General features: G+C 38.7%; 11 protein-coding genes. 2 read left to right on the top strand and 9 right to left on the bottom strand.

Annotated elements, in window-relative coordinates; translation table 11 throughout:
* On the top strand, window positions 1-515 hold a 515-nt coding region (locus tag MXE38_RS10450; RefSeq protein ID WP_246914515.1), incomplete at its 5' end, for a hypothetical protein.
* Window positions 516-1,537: 1,022 nt separating this feature from the next.
* On the opposite strand, the gene MXE38_RS10445 is transcribed toward MXE38_RS10450, so the two are convergent.
* The 9 genes from MXE38_RS10445 to MXE38_RS10405 form a co-directional block, all read right to left on the bottom strand.
* Complete coding sequence (locus tag MXE38_RS10445; protein WP_246914513.1) at window positions 1,538-2,494, bottom strand: hypothetical protein; 957 nt, start codon at window positions 2,492-2,494, stop codon at window positions 1,538-1,540.
* 513 nt (window positions 2,495-3,007) lie between these two features.
* Complete coding sequence (locus MXE38_RS10440) at window positions 3,008-3,955, bottom strand: hypothetical protein (RefSeq protein WP_246914511.1); 948 nt, start codon at window positions 3,953-3,955, stop codon at window positions 3,008-3,010.
* A gap of 184 nt (window positions 3,956-4,139) precedes the next feature.
* Window positions 4,140-4,790: a hypothetical protein gene (locus tag MXE38_RS10435; RefSeq protein ID WP_246914509.1), complete on the bottom strand. Its 651-nt coding sequence runs from the start codon at window positions 4,788-4,790 to the stop codon at window positions 4,140-4,142.
* A gap of 159 nt (window positions 4,791-4,949) precedes the next feature.
* Window positions 4,950-6,215, bottom strand: a complete 1,266-nt coding sequence (locus MXE38_RS10430; protein ID WP_246914507.1) for a hypothetical protein — start codon at window positions 6,213-6,215, stop codon at window positions 4,950-4,952.
* A gap of 81 nt (window positions 6,216-6,296) precedes the next feature.
* Entirely contained in the window at window positions 6,297-7,322 is a 1,026-nt protein-coding gene (locus MXE38_RS10425) for a hypothetical protein (protein WP_246914506.1), read from the bottom strand.
* Between the two features lie 160 nt (window positions 7,323-7,482).
* On the bottom strand, window positions 7,483-8,349 hold the full coding sequence (locus tag MXE38_RS10420; protein WP_246914505.1) for an NADAR family protein: 867 nt from the start codon (window positions 8,347-8,349) through the stop codon (window positions 7,483-7,485).
* A 117-nt stretch (window positions 8,350-8,466) separates the two neighbouring features.
* Complete coding sequence (locus MXE38_RS10415) at window positions 8,467-9,399, bottom strand: hypothetical protein (RefSeq protein WP_246914504.1); 933 nt, start codon at window positions 9,397-9,399, stop codon at window positions 8,467-8,469.
* 1,103 nt (window positions 9,400-10,502) lie between these two features.
* Window positions 10,503-12,032, bottom strand: a complete 1,530-nt coding sequence (locus tag MXE38_RS10410) for an AAA family ATPase (RefSeq protein ID WP_246914503.1) — start codon at window positions 12,030-12,032, stop codon at window positions 10,503-10,505.
* Between the two features lie 312 nt (window positions 12,033-12,344).
* Window positions 12,345-13,910: a hypothetical protein gene (locus MXE38_RS10405; protein WP_246914502.1), complete on the bottom strand. Its 1,566-nt coding sequence runs from the start codon at window positions 13,908-13,910 to the stop codon at window positions 12,345-12,347.
* A 434-nt stretch (window positions 13,911-14,344) separates the two neighbouring features.
* Between MXE38_RS10405 and MXE38_RS10400 the strand changes: the two genes are divergently transcribed.
* Window positions 14,345-17,347, top strand: a complete 3,003-nt coding sequence (locus MXE38_RS10400; RefSeq protein WP_246914501.1) for an FAD-binding and (Fe-S)-binding domain-containing protein — start codon at window positions 14,345-14,347, stop codon at window positions 17,345-17,347.
* Window positions 17,348-17,529: the final 182 nt, after the last annotated feature.

Genomic DNA, 17,529 nt, shown 5'->3' with positions numbered 1-17,529 from the left:
AGGTAGTAGCAAGCCTGTACCGCCTAAGATGGCAGATTGAAATCATGTTTCTTGCTCACAAGAGTCTTGGATCAATTGAAAGTTCACCCGACCACAACAGTCATACTGGCGACATATGTGTTTATGCAGCTATTATCGCACATGTACTCAAGATGTATATTGCTTATCAATCCACAAATGACTATCTTCTTAATAAAGAACAGCAACAATTCTGTCGTGACTCTGATGCCAAGCCTGATCCAGTAGGTAAGCCATCAGGTGTTCTTATGGTTTCTATGCAAAAAGCAGCATCTCATCTTGGGAGTTATGTTTCTTCTTGGCTTCTATACGCTATAAACAGCAAGGATATGGTTACAGAGAAAGTGATTTATCAAGAATCAGCAGATGTCTGTGCAATAATTGCGTATACTGTTCGCTATAGCAGGGTCTCTGCAAAGACAATGTCTTCAGGAAAATCAATTTTTTCAACCATAGAAACAATTGAACGCTGTGTAAGAGCGACAGATACAGGATAATTATTTCATTACCCTGCGTTATTCTCTCGATTATGTTTACTGTCGTTATACTACGGTAAGAATAGTTACGCCTTGATAACGCCTAAATTCATAACATAATCAGAATTTTACGGACATATTGATAGTAATGAATATATGCACAAATTTAAATTGTGACCCTAATCACATATATCTATATAAAAGGTTAAAATAGTGTAGTTTTATTAATATTCAAAGTTATCGATAATAGCAATGATTATAGGCTGTTTGTTCGCTAACACCAAATTGGCGGTCTATATGTTAACTTATACAGCATTAGTAATGTGCTGATCGTTTGCTAGCCTATGACGTAAGTCAAAGTTTATTTGCTATAGCATCGAGTATGGATTGACGAGTTTGCTCTAAGCACCATAAGTTAATGTTTGATATCTTTGATTTGGTAGGAGCGGGCGATAAGATGTTAGCTTAGGCGTAGCTTAAATAATTACCTAAGATCCTTGGTGGTTTATACAGCAAGGTAACGGTGCTATGGCTTAAACCTTACTAATTAAGCAATATGGATATGTTTTGCCGCCTGGCAGCTCTTATTTGCTGTGAGGACATATTTGTCAGACATATTGAGCTAAGTTAGTTGTTGCGGCTTAGCTTGTGAATTGTCTCCACTAGAAATTTGCTTAAAGGTTAAGCTTAACCAATACCTATGAATACTAAAGAGACTCTGCATTGCCGCTTTGATATCAATCAGGTCTTTTTTAGGCTTAGTTACAAGGCAAGGCAAAGCCAGGCTAGTCCAATACTGCAAATGAGAGACATAGCAGGGCAATTAATGCCCTGTAGGCTAAAGCAATGACATAAGTTATAAGGCATCTTGTTAAAGATGCCCGAAACTTAGTAATTATAAGAGGGCCATAATGATAAGCTATTGGCCCTATAGTAAATGCCCTGCTGTTCTTTAACTTACCCTACCCTACCCTACCCTACCATGCTTTACCCATCTTATGGGCTGAGTGGTAATTAGGCCTACAGTTTTTTAGGTGGCGAGCCTAATATCGATTATTAAAGGCCTCGTCCCATCTATCAGCAATATCAGCCCAATGCGTTGCTACGATGCCATAATGCATCAAATCGACGGTTAAGAAAATTTGGTCTGAAAACTCAAACTTAACATCACAAAAATCATTAATAGCGGTGATAGCAAATTGGCTAAAGATATCAGTAAAATCAATGCCATCATTAACAACATAGCCATCAAAAGGAAGGAGAATTAGTTGTCTAAAAAGTCTTACAGGGTGCTCCATACTCCATTGCGCAATTTTTCCTGGAGTTGAAGCCATAGAGTACATTGTGATGTTTGAAAAATGTCTCTCTAGATCTATAAAGCTATATTGCTTGCTGTGAGCTAATCTTTCAATAAGGCTGGAGAACTGGCGCAATTCCTCTATATCAGCAGGAGATACCTCTTGTGTCTTGTAGACATGGTTGTAGCGCATAATGGTCTTTAAAAAAGGCTTAAATGCTTTAGGATTATTGATAATGGCTAATGCTGCAAAAGGAGCCTCCTTAACAAAACGCTCAAAGATTGGCATTTTGTTAGCCTCATACTCATCGTAATACTTCTTAACTAAGAGTTCGACTAGTTCTTTAGTCTTTTCTATGTTGGTAAAGTGATTGATTTTGCAAATATCGTCAAGAAGTTTGTTAAAAGTAGGAAGAGGCAACTTGCAATGAAGCTTTAGGACTATACCTTTTAGATCCTCTTTCTGGCAGCTAATTTTAAAGATTTTGGCAAGCTCTAGGCTCAGGCTAACATTGTCTTTAGCCTCTAAAGCACTTACTTGTTCATACTCGTGCTGAAAACCAGATGATAAAAGCCATTTAGCAAGTAAACCAGAGTGATAGTGATCTAAAACTTCGTCTAAATAAAAGTTTTCCTGTAAAGCCTCAAGCGTGGTGAGCTTCTTATCACCTACTAGTAAGTTAAACTTAATGTTCTTTGCCATTACATGGTTTCCTAATTTTAGTTTTGGGATCTATGAAAAATAAGGTAATATCACCTAAAAGAGCCATCCATGTGGAATTGGCTCTAGAAAGATGCATTCAATTGGAGATAGCATAAGGCACTTTTGCTTGAAGTTAACCTTAGCTATGCTGCTTAACTCAGAAGAGGTTCCATACCTCTTCATTATTATCAGGTCTTTTTAGTCTTAATGACAAGGTAAAGCAAAGCTAAGTTAGGCAAGGCTATTACTACAACTGATATTCAGTGCGATGCAATTAATTCCCTATATCCCTATAGGCTAAAGCTATGGCCTAAGCAAAGATGATAGGAGCGGTGGAGAAGAGGTCTTACGTTGCAGTGTAATAGCCTTATGAGCAAGTTTTAAAGGGCCATAATGATATGCCACAGGCCCCTGTCTTGATGTTCTTACCCTACTCTATCTTACCACTTACCTTAATTGGTTCCTATTACGGGCTGATTAGAGAGGAGCCTATAGTTGTGATTAGTAGTGAAGCTAATACCATTCTTCTTCATGATCGTACCATCTTTGTGTGATACCATCCCACTGCGGTTCTGTGACCTCGTGGCACATCAAATCGATTGCTAAGAAAACTTGGTGGGTTTTCTCAAGGTTTAGTTCGTAAATATCATCAATATTGATGATAGCAAATTGGGCAAAGATATCAGAAAAATCAATGCCTGTATTAACAACATAGTTGCTAGAACCAATGAGTACTAGTTTCCTTAAAGTTCCAAAAGGGTAGTACCCCATATCAAATAGTGGATTTGGTTCTTTTGAGTACATTTTGATATTAGGGAAGTTATGGTATGGATCGTTAAATAAAAAGTGATAACAATTGGCCATTCTTCCAAGAAGACCAGAAAACTGGCTTAATTCATCTATATCAGCAGGAGAGACATCTTGCTCATTTTCGACATGGTTGTAGCGCAATATTGCAGGTAAAAATGGCTTAAACGCATTAGGATTATTGAGTATGGTCAATGCAGCTAAAGGGGCTTCATTAACAAAACGCTCAAAGATTTGCATTTTGTTAGCCTTATACTCATCGTAATAATCCTGAATTAAGACATTGATGAGCGCTTTAAGTGTATTTGTCTTTTTAACAGCATTGTTTTGGCAAATTTCGTCAAGCAGCTCGCTATAAGCATAAGGAGGAGACTTGCGATGCAGCTTTTCGACCATAAGATTTATATGGTCTTTATCGCAGTTAACCTTAAAGATTTTGGCCAGCTCTCGGCTCAGACTGATATTCTCCTTACCGTTTAGAGCAACTACCTGCTCATACTCGTTCTGAAAACCTGACAATAAAAGCCATTGAGCCAGCTCGCCAGAATGATAGAGCCATAACACATCATGTAAACGGAAGTTGTTTCTTAAAGCTTCCAGTGAACCGATCTTCTTGCTTGCGATATTTAATTTAACCTTATTGTTAGTAGCCATTGCTTGCTTCTTAGTTATTGATTATAAATCTACGAAAATTGTTGTCGGCCCTACTAATACATCAACCAAGTATTAAGTAAGGCCTGACCATGAGTACAAGGTGTTTAATCGATTTAGTGATTACGCAAAACTACTCCCCAATTAATTGGTAGAGCATAAGATATATTACCAGCCTTTAGTTGAATTAGTTTATAAGTCTACAAAGTTTCCATTGAGCTGATGTAATTCCGTAGGCTTTTAGGTTAAGTAGAATTAAGACCTCATTCATCTTTGGGTAGTGTAACCCAACCTCTTCATCTTCATTATAGATAACCAAAGGTGCCTTAAATAGGTGATCATAAAACTCAGGAAACACCTGAGCAATATTTCCTTTCATGAAAATTACTAGTACTTTGTCTAACGAGACAGATTTGCCCTGAAGCTCCTCATCATAGTCAATACTGTCAGGATCGCATGACTCTACTGCGAAGTTCTTGAAGTGCGTATTAATAAGGTTAATGTCTATTAGCTTTTGCTTAAAGATGGTGGAAAGAGCTTGTTTAAGGCAATGTATAAGTTCTCGCTCCTGAGTACTTAGAGGCTTATCAACCATATTATTTTGCTTGAGAATGGCATCTAAGAACAACCTAAAGGTATTGCTGTTATCAATCATGGCTAAGATTGCATAAGGAGCATTCTTTGCCCACAGAGGTAATAACTCTAAGATTTGCCTATTAAAATAGCCCAAATATTTGCGACCAATAAGGTCAATGCATTGATTGATATAAAAGACATCCTTGGGATTGTTGGCAATATCGGAAATAAGAGCATCGTAGAGATCTTGGGAGTTTTGCATTTAAAATTTACCAAGGTAATAGCACATATTAGAGCCAATCATAATAAGGAATTGGCTCTTGAACAATGCTTTTAATATAAGACATCATATGGTGCTTTTGCCTTTACGCTCACTGTCATTGGCAAAGGCGAGGCAATAGGTTGTACAGCGCCTGAGGCTTTACTTTAAGGTAAGGCCACGCTCGGCAATAAGCTGCCACTGTTCCTCGGAAATATCGTAGTTAGTGAGATCTAAAGTAAGCAAAATATCTTCCTCTAATTCGAAGATAATCTGACCTAAAACATCACAATCGCTGATTAACAGAGGCGCAAATTCAAGTTTCTTTTTAGGCTTGTCATACTCAAACTCAATTGCACTGTGGCTAGAAAAAAGCTGCATGCAATGCTTGAAGTGTATTGAGCAAGGCATACATTCTCGATAATAACCATATTGAGACTTAATATTTTCAGCCCTTAAATTGGAGAAATTATCTGAAATCTTGACGTAGTTAAAGCAGCTATTTTTACCAAGAGTTGCCAGAGTACTCTTAAGAGCCTTCAGCTCTTTGCTTTCATCTGTGCTCAATGGATCTTTAATGATTTGGTTGAATTTAAGCAATGCAGGCAAGAATGGATTAAAGGCTTTTGGATTGTCAATAATTGCCAAGAAAGCATAAGGAGCCTCTTTGGTGAAACGAGCGATCAGACCTAACCTCTCGTTGAGATAATGTTTGTAGTACTTGCGTACTATAATGTCAATCTTTTGCTTAATTAAGTCAATCTTATGATCATGCATGCAGATTTCGTCAACAAGCCTTTTGTACTTGTCATAAGTACTACTGGTCGCTTTTTTAGAAAGACTAGCAGTGCGCTTAGTATTTCTTTGTTCAGAGCTGTCACCTACTACTGCTTGTTGAGCGATTGATTCGCATTGATTTAGCTCATCAATAAAGTGTTTGAGCTCCTTTTTGTCGTACTCAATCTTAAAAATATCAAGCAATTTAGAGCTAACGTCGAGTTTTTTGTTGGAAGAGGCAATGTCTTTGACTTGATCAAGTTCGTGCTTGTAATCATGTGAGATCAGCCACTTTTGCAGTTTCCCTGAGTAAAAATGCTTGAGTACATCTTCTAGGTTAAAGTTTTCTCGAAGCTCTTCTACAGTTCGAACTTGTTGCCCATCGACATTGAAGTATTGGAGCTCCTTTTTATCGTGCTCAATATTAAAAATATCGAGCAATTTAGAGCTAACATCAAGTTTATTGGAAGAGGCAATGTCTTTGACTTGATCAAGTTCGTGCTTGTAATCACGTGAGGCCAGCCACTTTTGTAGTTTCCCAGAGTAAAAGTACTCAAGAACATCTTCTAAGTTGAAGTTCTTGCGAAGCTCTTCTAAAGTTCGGACTTTTTGCCCATCAACCAATAGATTGAATTTAAATGCTGTACTCATAAACAAAACTCCATTAAAGCTATTAGGTAGCTAAACAGATGTAATAGTTAACTAATTACTGTAATAGGCCACGTTATCGGGTTAGCCCAAGGTAAGGCCACGCTTGGCAATAAGCTGCCACTGTTCCTCAGAAATATCGTAGTCAATGAGATCTAGAGTGACAACGAGATCATCCTCTTCTTCAAATACAATCTCACCTGCAATGTTGTTATTGCACATTAGCAGAGGCGTAAAAGGGATTTCCTTATATGGGCGCTGCTCATTAAGTTCAATTATGTTCTGGCTCGAAAAGATTAACATGCACTGGTCAAATTCTATGGTGCAAGGCAAGCCGTACTCAAAATAATCAAACTGGGCCACAATGTTTTCAGCCGAGAGATTGGAGAAATTATCTAAAATCTTGTCATAGTTAAAAGCATGCTTTTCCTCTAGCGTGTCTAAAGCATTCTTAAGGGCTTTAAGCTCGTAGCTTTCGTCTGCGCTTAATGGCTCTTTAATGATTTGGTTAAACTTGAGTAATGCAGGCAAGAAAGGATTAAAGGCCTTAGGGCTATCAATAATAGCCAAAAATGCATTAGGGGCCTCTTGGGTAAAACGAGCAATCAAGCCTAATCTCTCTTTGAGATAAAGCTCGTAATACTTGCTTAGTATAATTTCAAGCTTCTGCTTAATTAAATCTACCTTATGATCGTGCATGCAGATTTCGTCAATAAGCCTTTGGTACTCACTATAAGCACCACTGGCCATATTGTCAGAAAGATTAGACTTTCTTATGGCAAAAATATTAGGACTGTTCTTCTGAACTTTTTCTTGAGCAAGTGCCTCATATTGATTTAGCTCATCAATGAAGTCTTTGAGATCTTTTTGGTTGTACTTAATATCAAAAATATCGAGCAGTTCACTGCTAACATCAATCTTATCGTACGAAACAATATCTTTAACTTGCTCTAGTTCGTATTGATAATCACGTGATGAGAGCCACTTTTGCAGTTTACCTGAGTAAAAGTGCTCGAGTACATCTTCTAAATTAAAGTTCTCTCGAAGTTGTTCTAAATTGCGGACTTTTTGACCGTCAACCATAAGGTTGAATTTCAATGTTGTACTCATAAACAACCTACCTTCCATAGCAAATAAAAATCTGGCAAATATTATGACTTAATGATCCTCTCATTGCCAGATGTTCATAAGTAAGATTAACCTAAATATGTATGCTCTGTAGGCACTTTTCGCTCTAGTCTCCTTAAGAATCTGCAAGGATCAGGGCTGTTTATTGCTCAATAACGCAGTCAAAATTGCAAAGACTTTCGTTGCGATTAACTTTTTGCAACTCATCTCTTACTTCCATAAGAGCAAAGCCCAGCATATTCTGGCCTTTCCATTTCAATGGGTTTTGGGCATCAGGATTATCAGCTGCTAGCCCTATTCCCCAGATTTTATCAACAGGACTAGCTTCAACTAAGATACTATCACCAGTAGCCATAAGAAAGTCACATAAAGCACGATTTTGGCTAAACTTACGCCAATTACCGTTAACAACGATACTGTGCTTGAATTTATCCCAAATTTCTTGGTCAAAGCCTTTAACCATGCGGCCAAAAGCTTTAGCTTGCTTAGGAGTGCTGCATTGCATGATCTTATCTTTGGTTTCCATATCGCCAAAGAGCTCTGCCTTATTGGCCATCATAAATTGCTCCATGCAACTATAATGCGCTACCGAAAAGCAAAATTCTTGAGGATACCATTGGCTTAAGCAGGCTTTAGTAATTTCATCTTTAGGGCCAGTATGTCCCCAGAAAAAGCACATATGATGTCGTTTTTTAGCGGTAAACTCTCGCTGTAGCCATTGTAGGTCATATTTAGGCTTGCCTTGGTCTTGCCAGGCGCAGAGGCTATATTGATCATGCTCTAAAAACGCAGGTTCACCATCTTCCTCATACCAACCACTCCAGGTAATTGGTGCAGGAAAAAGCTCACGATACTCATTGAGCTCTTCTTGAGATAATTCATCAAACCAATCGCCAAAGCGAAACATGTAGTCCTCACCATAGCCCATGCGCCAACCTATGGAGTACATTTCTATGTGTCTAAAGGCTAGCCAAGGTGGAGGCATAATACTTTTGCTTTTAATGGACATATCAAACACACCTTATACCATATAAAGGTTTTTCAAAATGGTGGACAACTTATTACCAAGAACTTGGCAGTAGCTATATTTTGATTATGAGCTCACTTTAGGCCAAATGTTTTAGCATCATTCTGGCCAGTTTGCTGCAATTTTTTCCCATTGCTTGGCGGTAATGCCATAAGATGAAATGTCTACAGTTAGAAAAATGTCTTCCATGTAGTTAAGATCAGTTTCAAGGGCACAATCAGTTAAAACAAGGGCTAATGGAGCAACTAAGTCTGTAAAGTCAATTCCGTCTTTGCATAAGTCCTTGCGGCGTTTGCTATAGAGACATAATATTTTTTCAAGACCAATTAAAGTATGCGTTGGCCTATAAGTGCCATATAAGTCCTCAGCTTCAATGGAGGCTATGCGGATATGCTCGAAATTGTCTTGTACATCAACATGAGAGTAATCATCATTTTGTATAAGAGCTGCTATCAGATCATTTAACTTACATAATTGCTCAAATTCAGCTTTGGTTAAGGGATTCTTAAGCACATGGTTGTACATTAAAATCGCACGCATATAAGGCTTAAAGGCCTTAGGATTGTTAATAATAGCAAAAGCTGCATTATGGGCCTTTCTTACAAAAAGCTCAAAGATCTCTAACTTCCGTTGCTCGTATAAGTCAGCAAAGTTAGTGATCAATTGATTAATCAACTCTTTGACTTGACTTACATCCTCATTATTCAAATAGATGAGACGTAATAGTAATTCGAACTTAGCTTGATATCTTTGATTATTCCAGTAAGCTAAAACTGCCTCTGGGCTATCACCCTTAATGTCAATCTCAAAGATAGCTACCAATGCTTTAAGGATCTCTAAAGTATCCTTACTTTGAATGGCTTTAACTTGCTTTGCCAATTGCTGGTATTCAAACGCATCGAGCCATTCTACGAGTTGTCCAGTCTGATAATAAGTTAAAACGTCATCAAAAATAAAATTTGTTTTAAGATCCTTAAGGGAACTAATCTTGGTAAGGCCCATGAGGAGGGTTGGTTTGCTTTTCTTCTTCATGTTAACCACCTGCATTTTTTCTACTTGTATGCATACTAGCACAATATATCAGTTAGTCTGTAGCGGTATGCAAAGTTTGCTACCCATATTACATTGAGCATTCTATCTACAGATTGTTTCTTTTGAGCTGCGCAAGCTAAAGGGCAGATTGAAACTCATAATATAGCACTCTTAAGCCAAGCACTATCCTTGTCTTTATCACTACTATTTAAGGGCCTGTAAATGCATTATTACCCTCAAAAAGGCTCAAACTTCTTTTACCACCCAGATATGCATTCTCATATAAGAGCAGCAGCTTTAATTTAGAGGAGCGGGCGAATAAAACCATGACTAGAGCTTCAAAAGCATGAAGAGTACATCTTCACTGCAAATGAGTTTAGCAGCCTGTTTGGTATTGGTACTCACGCTTAACACTAATGATCGTAGAAAACCAACCAACCAACCAACCTACCTACCTACTCTACTGCTTCTCCCCCAAGTAAGTAACTAACTAACCCTATGCTTGTTGCAAGGCAATTGAGATAAGGCTTGGCTTGATAAGGTGAGCTTCCTTTGAAAGGTTGATACTGCCAGGAACAAGCTGTCTAAGAAGTTTTACTTTATGATTGCTAGTTTTGAGCATAAAAACAGGCAGTACATTTAAGTGCCTGCCTGCCTGCTTAATAGCTACTACTAAGAGCCATCGGTTGGTTCTTACAGAGCTTTTTTAGTTGGTACCACGCTTAATACCAAACTCTTACTTTAGAACATGTAGCAAGTATGGGCATTAACTCCCATCTTGTCAGTATTTATAGCTGCCTAATCAAAAAGAAATTACAAGACCTGTGGTGCTGGCTCTGGTGCTGTTGGTGGTGCTGGCGCATTATGGACACTATCGGACTGACTTGTAAAAGTCTCTAAATCACAGAGGTTATAGAGTTTTTTCGGGGTGCTTGCACTGACGAAGGGATGAAGCAGGATATGTAGTGTGTATGCATGGGTGATGTGGGGATAGCTTGCAAAGATAGGACGGTGGTGGTCTGGCAGGCTGGTGGGATGGCGGGCTGGCCGCTTGTTTTGTGTTAAAGGGCCAAAATCAGGTAAAGATTTTGGCCCCCTATTAGCTAACGAGAAGCGTTCTTAATCTTGTATTTGTTGATAGTTTCTTTGATGATTTTAATCTTCTCTTGTAAGGTTTTGCTAATGGAGTTAGTTTCATGAATAACTTTTAATAAGTCATCAGTTGTAAGGTCGGTCTTATGCTCAACAAAACTAATTTCAATAGCGTCTTTAACTACAGACTCAATGTCGGCACCGTTAAAGCCTTCGGTTTTGCTGGCTAATTTAGCTAAATCGATAGAGCTATTAAACTTTTTGCGCTTTTGCAGGTGAATCTTAATAATGCTTTCTCTTTCAGCAGGATTAGGCAAATCGACAAAAAACAATTCATCAAAACGTCCCTTGCGCAAAAGCTCTGGTGGCAAGTTAGAGATATCATTGGCCGTAGCCACGATAAACACAGGACTTTCTTTTTCCTGCATCCAAGTTAAGAATTGACCAAATAAACGTGTGGTAATATCGCTGGCACCACCAATAGAACCAATACCGCTAAAGGCCTTTTCCAGCTCATCAATCCACAAGACACAAGGACTAATACCCTCAGCAAGGGCAAGAGCTCTACGCATATTGCCCTCAGATTCACCTACATATTTGCCTAATAAACGACCCACATCAAGGCGTACTAAAGGCACTTTAAATAAATCGGCAGTAGCTTTGGCGCTCAGTGATTTACCACAGCCAGGCATACCAATAATCATTACACCTTTAGGAACATCCACGCCATACTTGATGGCCTTATCAAGGTTCTTAAAAATTTCTGCTTTACGTCTTAACCAGAATTTGAGCTCTTCTAAGCCACCAATATCATTAATGTTTTCCTTAAAACGTATGGATTCAAGCATGGAAGATTTTTTAAGGAATTGCTCTTTTTCTTTAAGAATGATTTCAGTATCACTTCTAGACAACTCTCCATCATGGAAAAAGGCAAGATTAAGAATTTGCGAAATTTGACACTCATTAAGGCCCTTAAATGAAATGGCAATTTCATCTAAAGTCTGCTTATCAATAGGAGAATCTGCGCTTTGAGCATACTCTTGGATCTGTGTTTTTATTTCGTTGATTGATGGAAGGGGAATTTCTAAGATAGTGATGTAGTCTTCAATTTCTCTAGGAATTTCTAAAGTATTTGACAAAATAAAGACAGTGCACTCATAGCCTTCGCTATAAAGTACATTCTCAGCAATTCTGCGTAAATATGCGACTACAGAAGGTTTGTGCAAGAGTTCGTGAACATCTTTTAACACCAGTATAGTTGGAGTAGAAAAACCCTCGTTAACCATTAAGTCTAAAAACTTAATTAAGTTTTCCTCACCGTTTAAACCATGGGTATACGCAAGTTGGCTGTTAACACGTGAGCCAGTCTTAAAATTTACTAAGCCAAGAGCATTGTTAAACTCGTAGCATTCATAGCCATTGGCAATAGATTTAATGGCTGCATCAATTGCATTAAAATCATAATGATTAACATAGATGATAGGATGCAATGTTTCCATATACATGGTTAGATTTTGCTGAAACTCGTTGTTGATTGCCATTGATACTATTCCTTATGCAATAGTGTAATGAGATTAATAAGTAGGAGCCTAATAATAGCCAAGAGCCAGTAAATACTAATGAGGCTCAATCTTTGAGTGTATAGGATAGTTGCTGTAATGGCTAACTGTTAAAGCCTGAAAGCAGAAAGAACGGAATAAAGAAAATTATAGTTTGAGTTGATTAAAATTAAGCGCAATTATTAACTCTTGCGAACCATACTAATAATAGCACTTAGTCAAGTGAGTTAAAAGATTTATAAAAAAGGCCTTTAAATGCTGATTTAAAGGCCCTTGAGGAGGCTTTTGCCTACCCTATTCTTTGTCTTTTTCCTTTTCCTTTTTAAGGATTTTAGCTAATTCCTCAATTTCTTGAGGATCAAGCTCTACATAGTAGAACTTAAAGCTATTGTACTCATAGCGTCCTACCATGGTATTAACTACACTCTCATCTAAGAGCTTCATGGAGCCTAGAGGCAAGTCTAAACGCACCTCAGCGCTGAGCTTCTGGCTCATTTCCTTGTCGTAGTTGTTCTCAAAGTTGACTGAGGTAGTGTAGTCAATTAATAAGATCTTCTTGGCTGCTGGGTTGTTGTATAAGGTATAGAGATCACGGCCTACACCTACTTGTACTTTAATGTTGCGCAACCATTGTTTTAAGAGTAAATCAGGAGTATTTCTTAAAACATCATGTAAGGCAGAAATTAAGAAGATACGCTTAACAGACATATTGTGAACATTTAAGATAAGGTTTCTTGGAGCTTCACAAATATGCATATCAAGTGAGTCGAGTTCTTCTAAAGCTGTTAGCAAGAGCTGGTCTAAGTACTCGTCTACTACGCTACCCTCACATAATGACCACTTCATAAAGCAGCGTAAACTTGGCTTGTAGTTTAGTAATGCAATCAATGCTAGTGGAGCATTTTCATAGAGCTGGCAGCAGAAATTATAAAAATCGTACTCCAGAACCTTATAAAACTGGTCTACTAATTGAGCGATATTACTGTTAATCACAGTGATATCGTTAGGGTGAGCTAGAATTTCATGCTTGAGCTCATGGTAACCATCTAAATAGAGATCTACTGGAGTTGGCACATTATTCATATCATTAAGATACTCGTAGCCATCCAGTTCCACATAAGCCAAGGTTAAAGGATCATCTTTACTAGAGTGCTTGACCATAATAGCATTCCAACCTGTGGCTACATGGAAACACTCTAAGTCAGCACCTAGCATGTTGTTTTCAATTTGATGGAACAGACCAGTATTTACCGCTGGAGCATTAGAGTAAACCAGCAAGCACTCATTACGGTGCTCTGGTTCTTGCACGTACTTGGTGGTAACTCCTAGCTCAGGGTATAAGCAAAAGCGAATGTTCTCGTAATTATTGAGAATTAGGTCTTTGTCAGTCTTTTTAATGACATCTTTAAAAGCCTGGGCCATAAACTTAGTCTTTAGCCCTTCACTACGGACAGCCTTAAATACCGCTAAAGCTTTTTCCTCAACTTCGTTAACTGGATGCTTAAATGCAGTATACAGTCTTTCATTTAAAGTAGTAATTACCGTACGATGGTGAAAGTTGTGCTGAGGCACTAAGTACTTATGACATGCTTTATTGTTTAATAAAGCTAGCAAGGCTGGTCGAGCATTCTTATAAAGATCAACAAACAAAGAATCAAAGCTCATATCGAGCAAACGGGTGTAATCTGAGCTTAGACGATTAATAAGGCGCTTGAGCTCATCTACATTATCTTTATTTTGTTTGATTTGCTCTACGAGAGTTTCATACCCCCGCAGGTATTCATCAAAATCACTGTCATGATCGGCCAAGAGTTGATCATCAGTAAGGTCGAGATCGGTTGCTTCGGTAAAAGTATCCACAGAGACTGATCCTTTGTTGTTAATAAAAGTCTAATCACTAGCATTGTAAGCTAATGCTAATTGGACTTAATATTTTAATGATTATTGTCCTGATGTCATTATGCATCAATTTGCCATTTGATGCATCTCACAAAAGAACTAGCTCACACATGGGGTTAAAGTGTTTGTTTATTACCAAAGTGGGGCAAAATAGCACTAAAAAGGCACTGCTCTGGTACTTTAGGTAGCAGCAAATGCGATCTGGTTCATATAATTTAATAAATCATGCTTGCTACATGCTAAAAATAGGCAAAAACTAACTAGGATCCAAGCTCGTTTTGTAGAATCCATCCGTACATTTGGCCACCGCTACTTGCATTTTTCGTATTACTTAGCACAAAGCTGTGCTTCTGATGGTGGTTAAAGCTTTGTAATTATTAACGATTAGGATTGTCATGGAAAAGGTCAGTTTGAAACTTGATTTTGAGGGCTTTATTAAAGAGGCTCAAGAGACGTTTAAAGATCGTGTTTATACCGACTTTTTACGCCGCTTTGCTTATGGAACTGATGCCTCTTGCTACCGCTATGTGCCAAGAGTAGTAATTCGTGCTTTTGATGAAGCCGAAATTAGAGAAATTTACAGCTTAGCCAATAAGTATGAAACCCCAGTTACTTTTAGAGCCGCAGGTACATCCTTAAGCGGCCAGGCCTGTAGTGATAGCGTCTTAGTGCTAAGCAATGCTCGTTGGCAAAAAATTAAGATTAGCGATGATAAGAGCTCTATCTTCCTTGATTGCGGTGTAATTGGTTGCGAAGCTAATGAAGCCTTAAAACCTTATGCTAAGAAGATTGGCCCTGATCCAGCAACCATCAATAATGCCATGATTGGCGGTATCTTTAATAATAATTCTAGTGGTATGTGCTGCGGCGTTAAGCAAAACAGCTACAACACTATTAAGTCTATCCGTGTAATCTTACGAGATGGTTATGTATTAGATACTTCTTCACGTGCTGCCCCTAGCGAAGATGTCGATAATTTTGCTAAGAAACATCCTGATATTGTCCAAGGCTTGATGAACTTGCGTTCTCAAATTCTTGAAGACAAGGATTTGTGTGAGCTCATTAAGCGTAAATTTGCCATTAAGAATACTACAGGCTATAGCATTAATAGCTTGGTTGATTTTGCTGACTTAAAAGACATCTTAAACCACCTATTCGTAGGCTCAGAAGGTACCTTGGGCTTTACCTCACGTGTTGAGTATGAGTGTATCGAAGATAGCGCCTTTAAATCATGCGCCCTACTCCACTACCCTACTTTAGACCAAGCTGCTGTAGCAGTTAAGATTTTAGCTAACAACCAAGATAAGGTTAGCTCAGCTGAAATTATGGACTACGCTTGCTTAAAATCAGCCAAAGACATTGAGGGAGCCCCTGCTGAATTACAAACAGCTGTGGAAGGTCAATGCGCTTTATTAGTCCAATTAGAGGATAGCACTCAAGAGTCTTTAGACAGTAAGATTGCCTATATTAGTAAGCTCCTAGAGGAAGCCCCATCTTTATTTGGCACCCACTTTGACTCAGATCCAGTTAAGATGGCATCCAACTGGATGATTCGTAAGTCTATCTTGCCTTTATCAGCATCACTACGCCCATCAGGCACAGTAGTAATCACAGAGGATGTGTGCTATCCAACTGACAATTTTGCTAAGGGCATTAGTGAAATTACTGAGCTCTTTAAGGAATATAAATTTGAAGGCTCAATCTTTGGTCATGCTTTAGCTGGTAATGTTCACTTCATTATTACCCCTAACCTTTCAGACGAGGCTGAATCAGAGCGCTTTGGTGCCTTTATGGAAGCCCTGGTTGAATCTGTATGCAAGCTTGGTGGTAGTACCAAAGCTGAGCATGGTACAGGACGCATGGTAGCTCCTTTTGTGGAGCGTGAATGGGGCAGTAAGGCATATAGTGTTAACTGTGCTATTAAAGAGCTTTTTGACCCTAAGTACCTAATTAACCCTGATGTCATCATTACTGATGATCAGAACATGCATACCAAAAACTTTAAAGGCTCTGCTCAAGTAGAAGACTTTATTGATAAGTGCATGGAATGTGGTTTCTGCGAAAAGGTCTGCCCAAGCCGTGAGCTTACTTTAACTCCTCGCCAACGTATTGCTGTACGCAGGGAAATTGTTCGTCTTGAGAGCATGAACCACAGAACAGAGCAAGAGGATAAAGAACTTGCAGAGCTTAAGCATGGCTATGAGTATTTTGGCATTGAAACCTGCGCTACCTGCTCTATGTGTTCTACCTTATGCCCATTAGAGATTGATACTGCTAAGATTGCCTTAAGTCTCAAACCTTTAATGCGTGGCCCATTTAGAAAGACACTAGCAGCCACTTCATCTCATGTATATGGTTCTACCCTGGGTTTAGCCAAAGCATCGTTGGTTGGAGCCAATGCTGGTATGGCTGTTTTAGGTAATGAGCGCTTAAGTGCCCTTACTAAAAAGCTTAATGACAAAATGGGTATTCCATTTGTTCCAAAGACCATGCCAAAGCCTAACAGTCATGTCTTTGAGAATAAGACTAACAGCCAAAACACGCTTAAGGTGCTCTACTTTACTAGCTGTATTAATCGTGTTTTTGCCCCACGTGATCCATCATTAGATCAGCGCCCTATTCAAGAGGTTTTCGAAACTCTTTGTGCAAAGGCCAAGATCGATGTAATTTACCCTAATAAGGTAAAATCACTTTGCTGCGGTAAGTCCTATAAGGATTACCCAAAGGTTGAGCAATCTAAGGCAGCTCAATTACAAAAAGTAATTAAAGAGATGGTGGGCAGTGATGAAAACTATGTTGTAGTCTGCGACCACTCAGCTTGCTCTTATGAAATCTTAAAGAAGCTCAAAGAAAGTGATAGCTCCATTAAGTTCTATGATATGCCTGTCTTTATTGAAAAGGTCTTATTAGACCGCCTCACTATTAATAAGTGCGATGAGGATGTAGCTGTATATCCAATGTGCTCTACTGTTAAGGGCAAATGGGATGGCTCATTAAAGGCTGTTGCTCAGGCATGTACTACAGGCAAGGTATATGTCCATGAGCGTACCAAGTGTTGCGGCTTTGCTGGTAATAAAGGCTTTAACTGCCCAGATCTTAATGACAGCGCCTTACGCCTCTTTAATGAGTACTACAATGAGCAGCAACAGCAAAACAAGAAGCTCAAGAAAGGCTACTCCAGCTCCAGCACCTGTGAGATAGGTTTAAACTCCCACAGCGATATTGCCTGGCAAAACCTACTCTACTTAGTAGACAAAGTTGCCTCAGATGCCCCTACTCCACTTACTCAAGAGCCACTCCAAGTAAATGGCGTAAATGGCAATGACAACAGTAATGGTGATGGTGATAGTAATGGCGACCAGGCTCCAGCTCAAACAGAGGCAAAAGCCGACAACTAAGCAACAACTGCTCAGGATGCTTAGGCTACCCCCTATTGGCTTATAAAAGGTTAATCATATAATGCAGCTTGAAATATCCAGGCTGCATTTTTTCTTGGCCTTTAAATACTTAGCCAAACTCCCTATTCAAGAAAAAGCTATATGTCTCAACAACACATAATCTTATTATGTTAAATTAATTT

This window comes from Anaerobiospirillum sp. NML120448 (genome assembly GCF_023050945.1).
GTDB lineage: Bacteria > Pseudomonadota > Gammaproteobacteria > Enterobacterales > Succinivibrionaceae > Anaerobiospirillum.
Note: the sequence above shows the minus strand (reverse complement) of the source record. Positions and strands in the feature narration are given on the sequence as shown.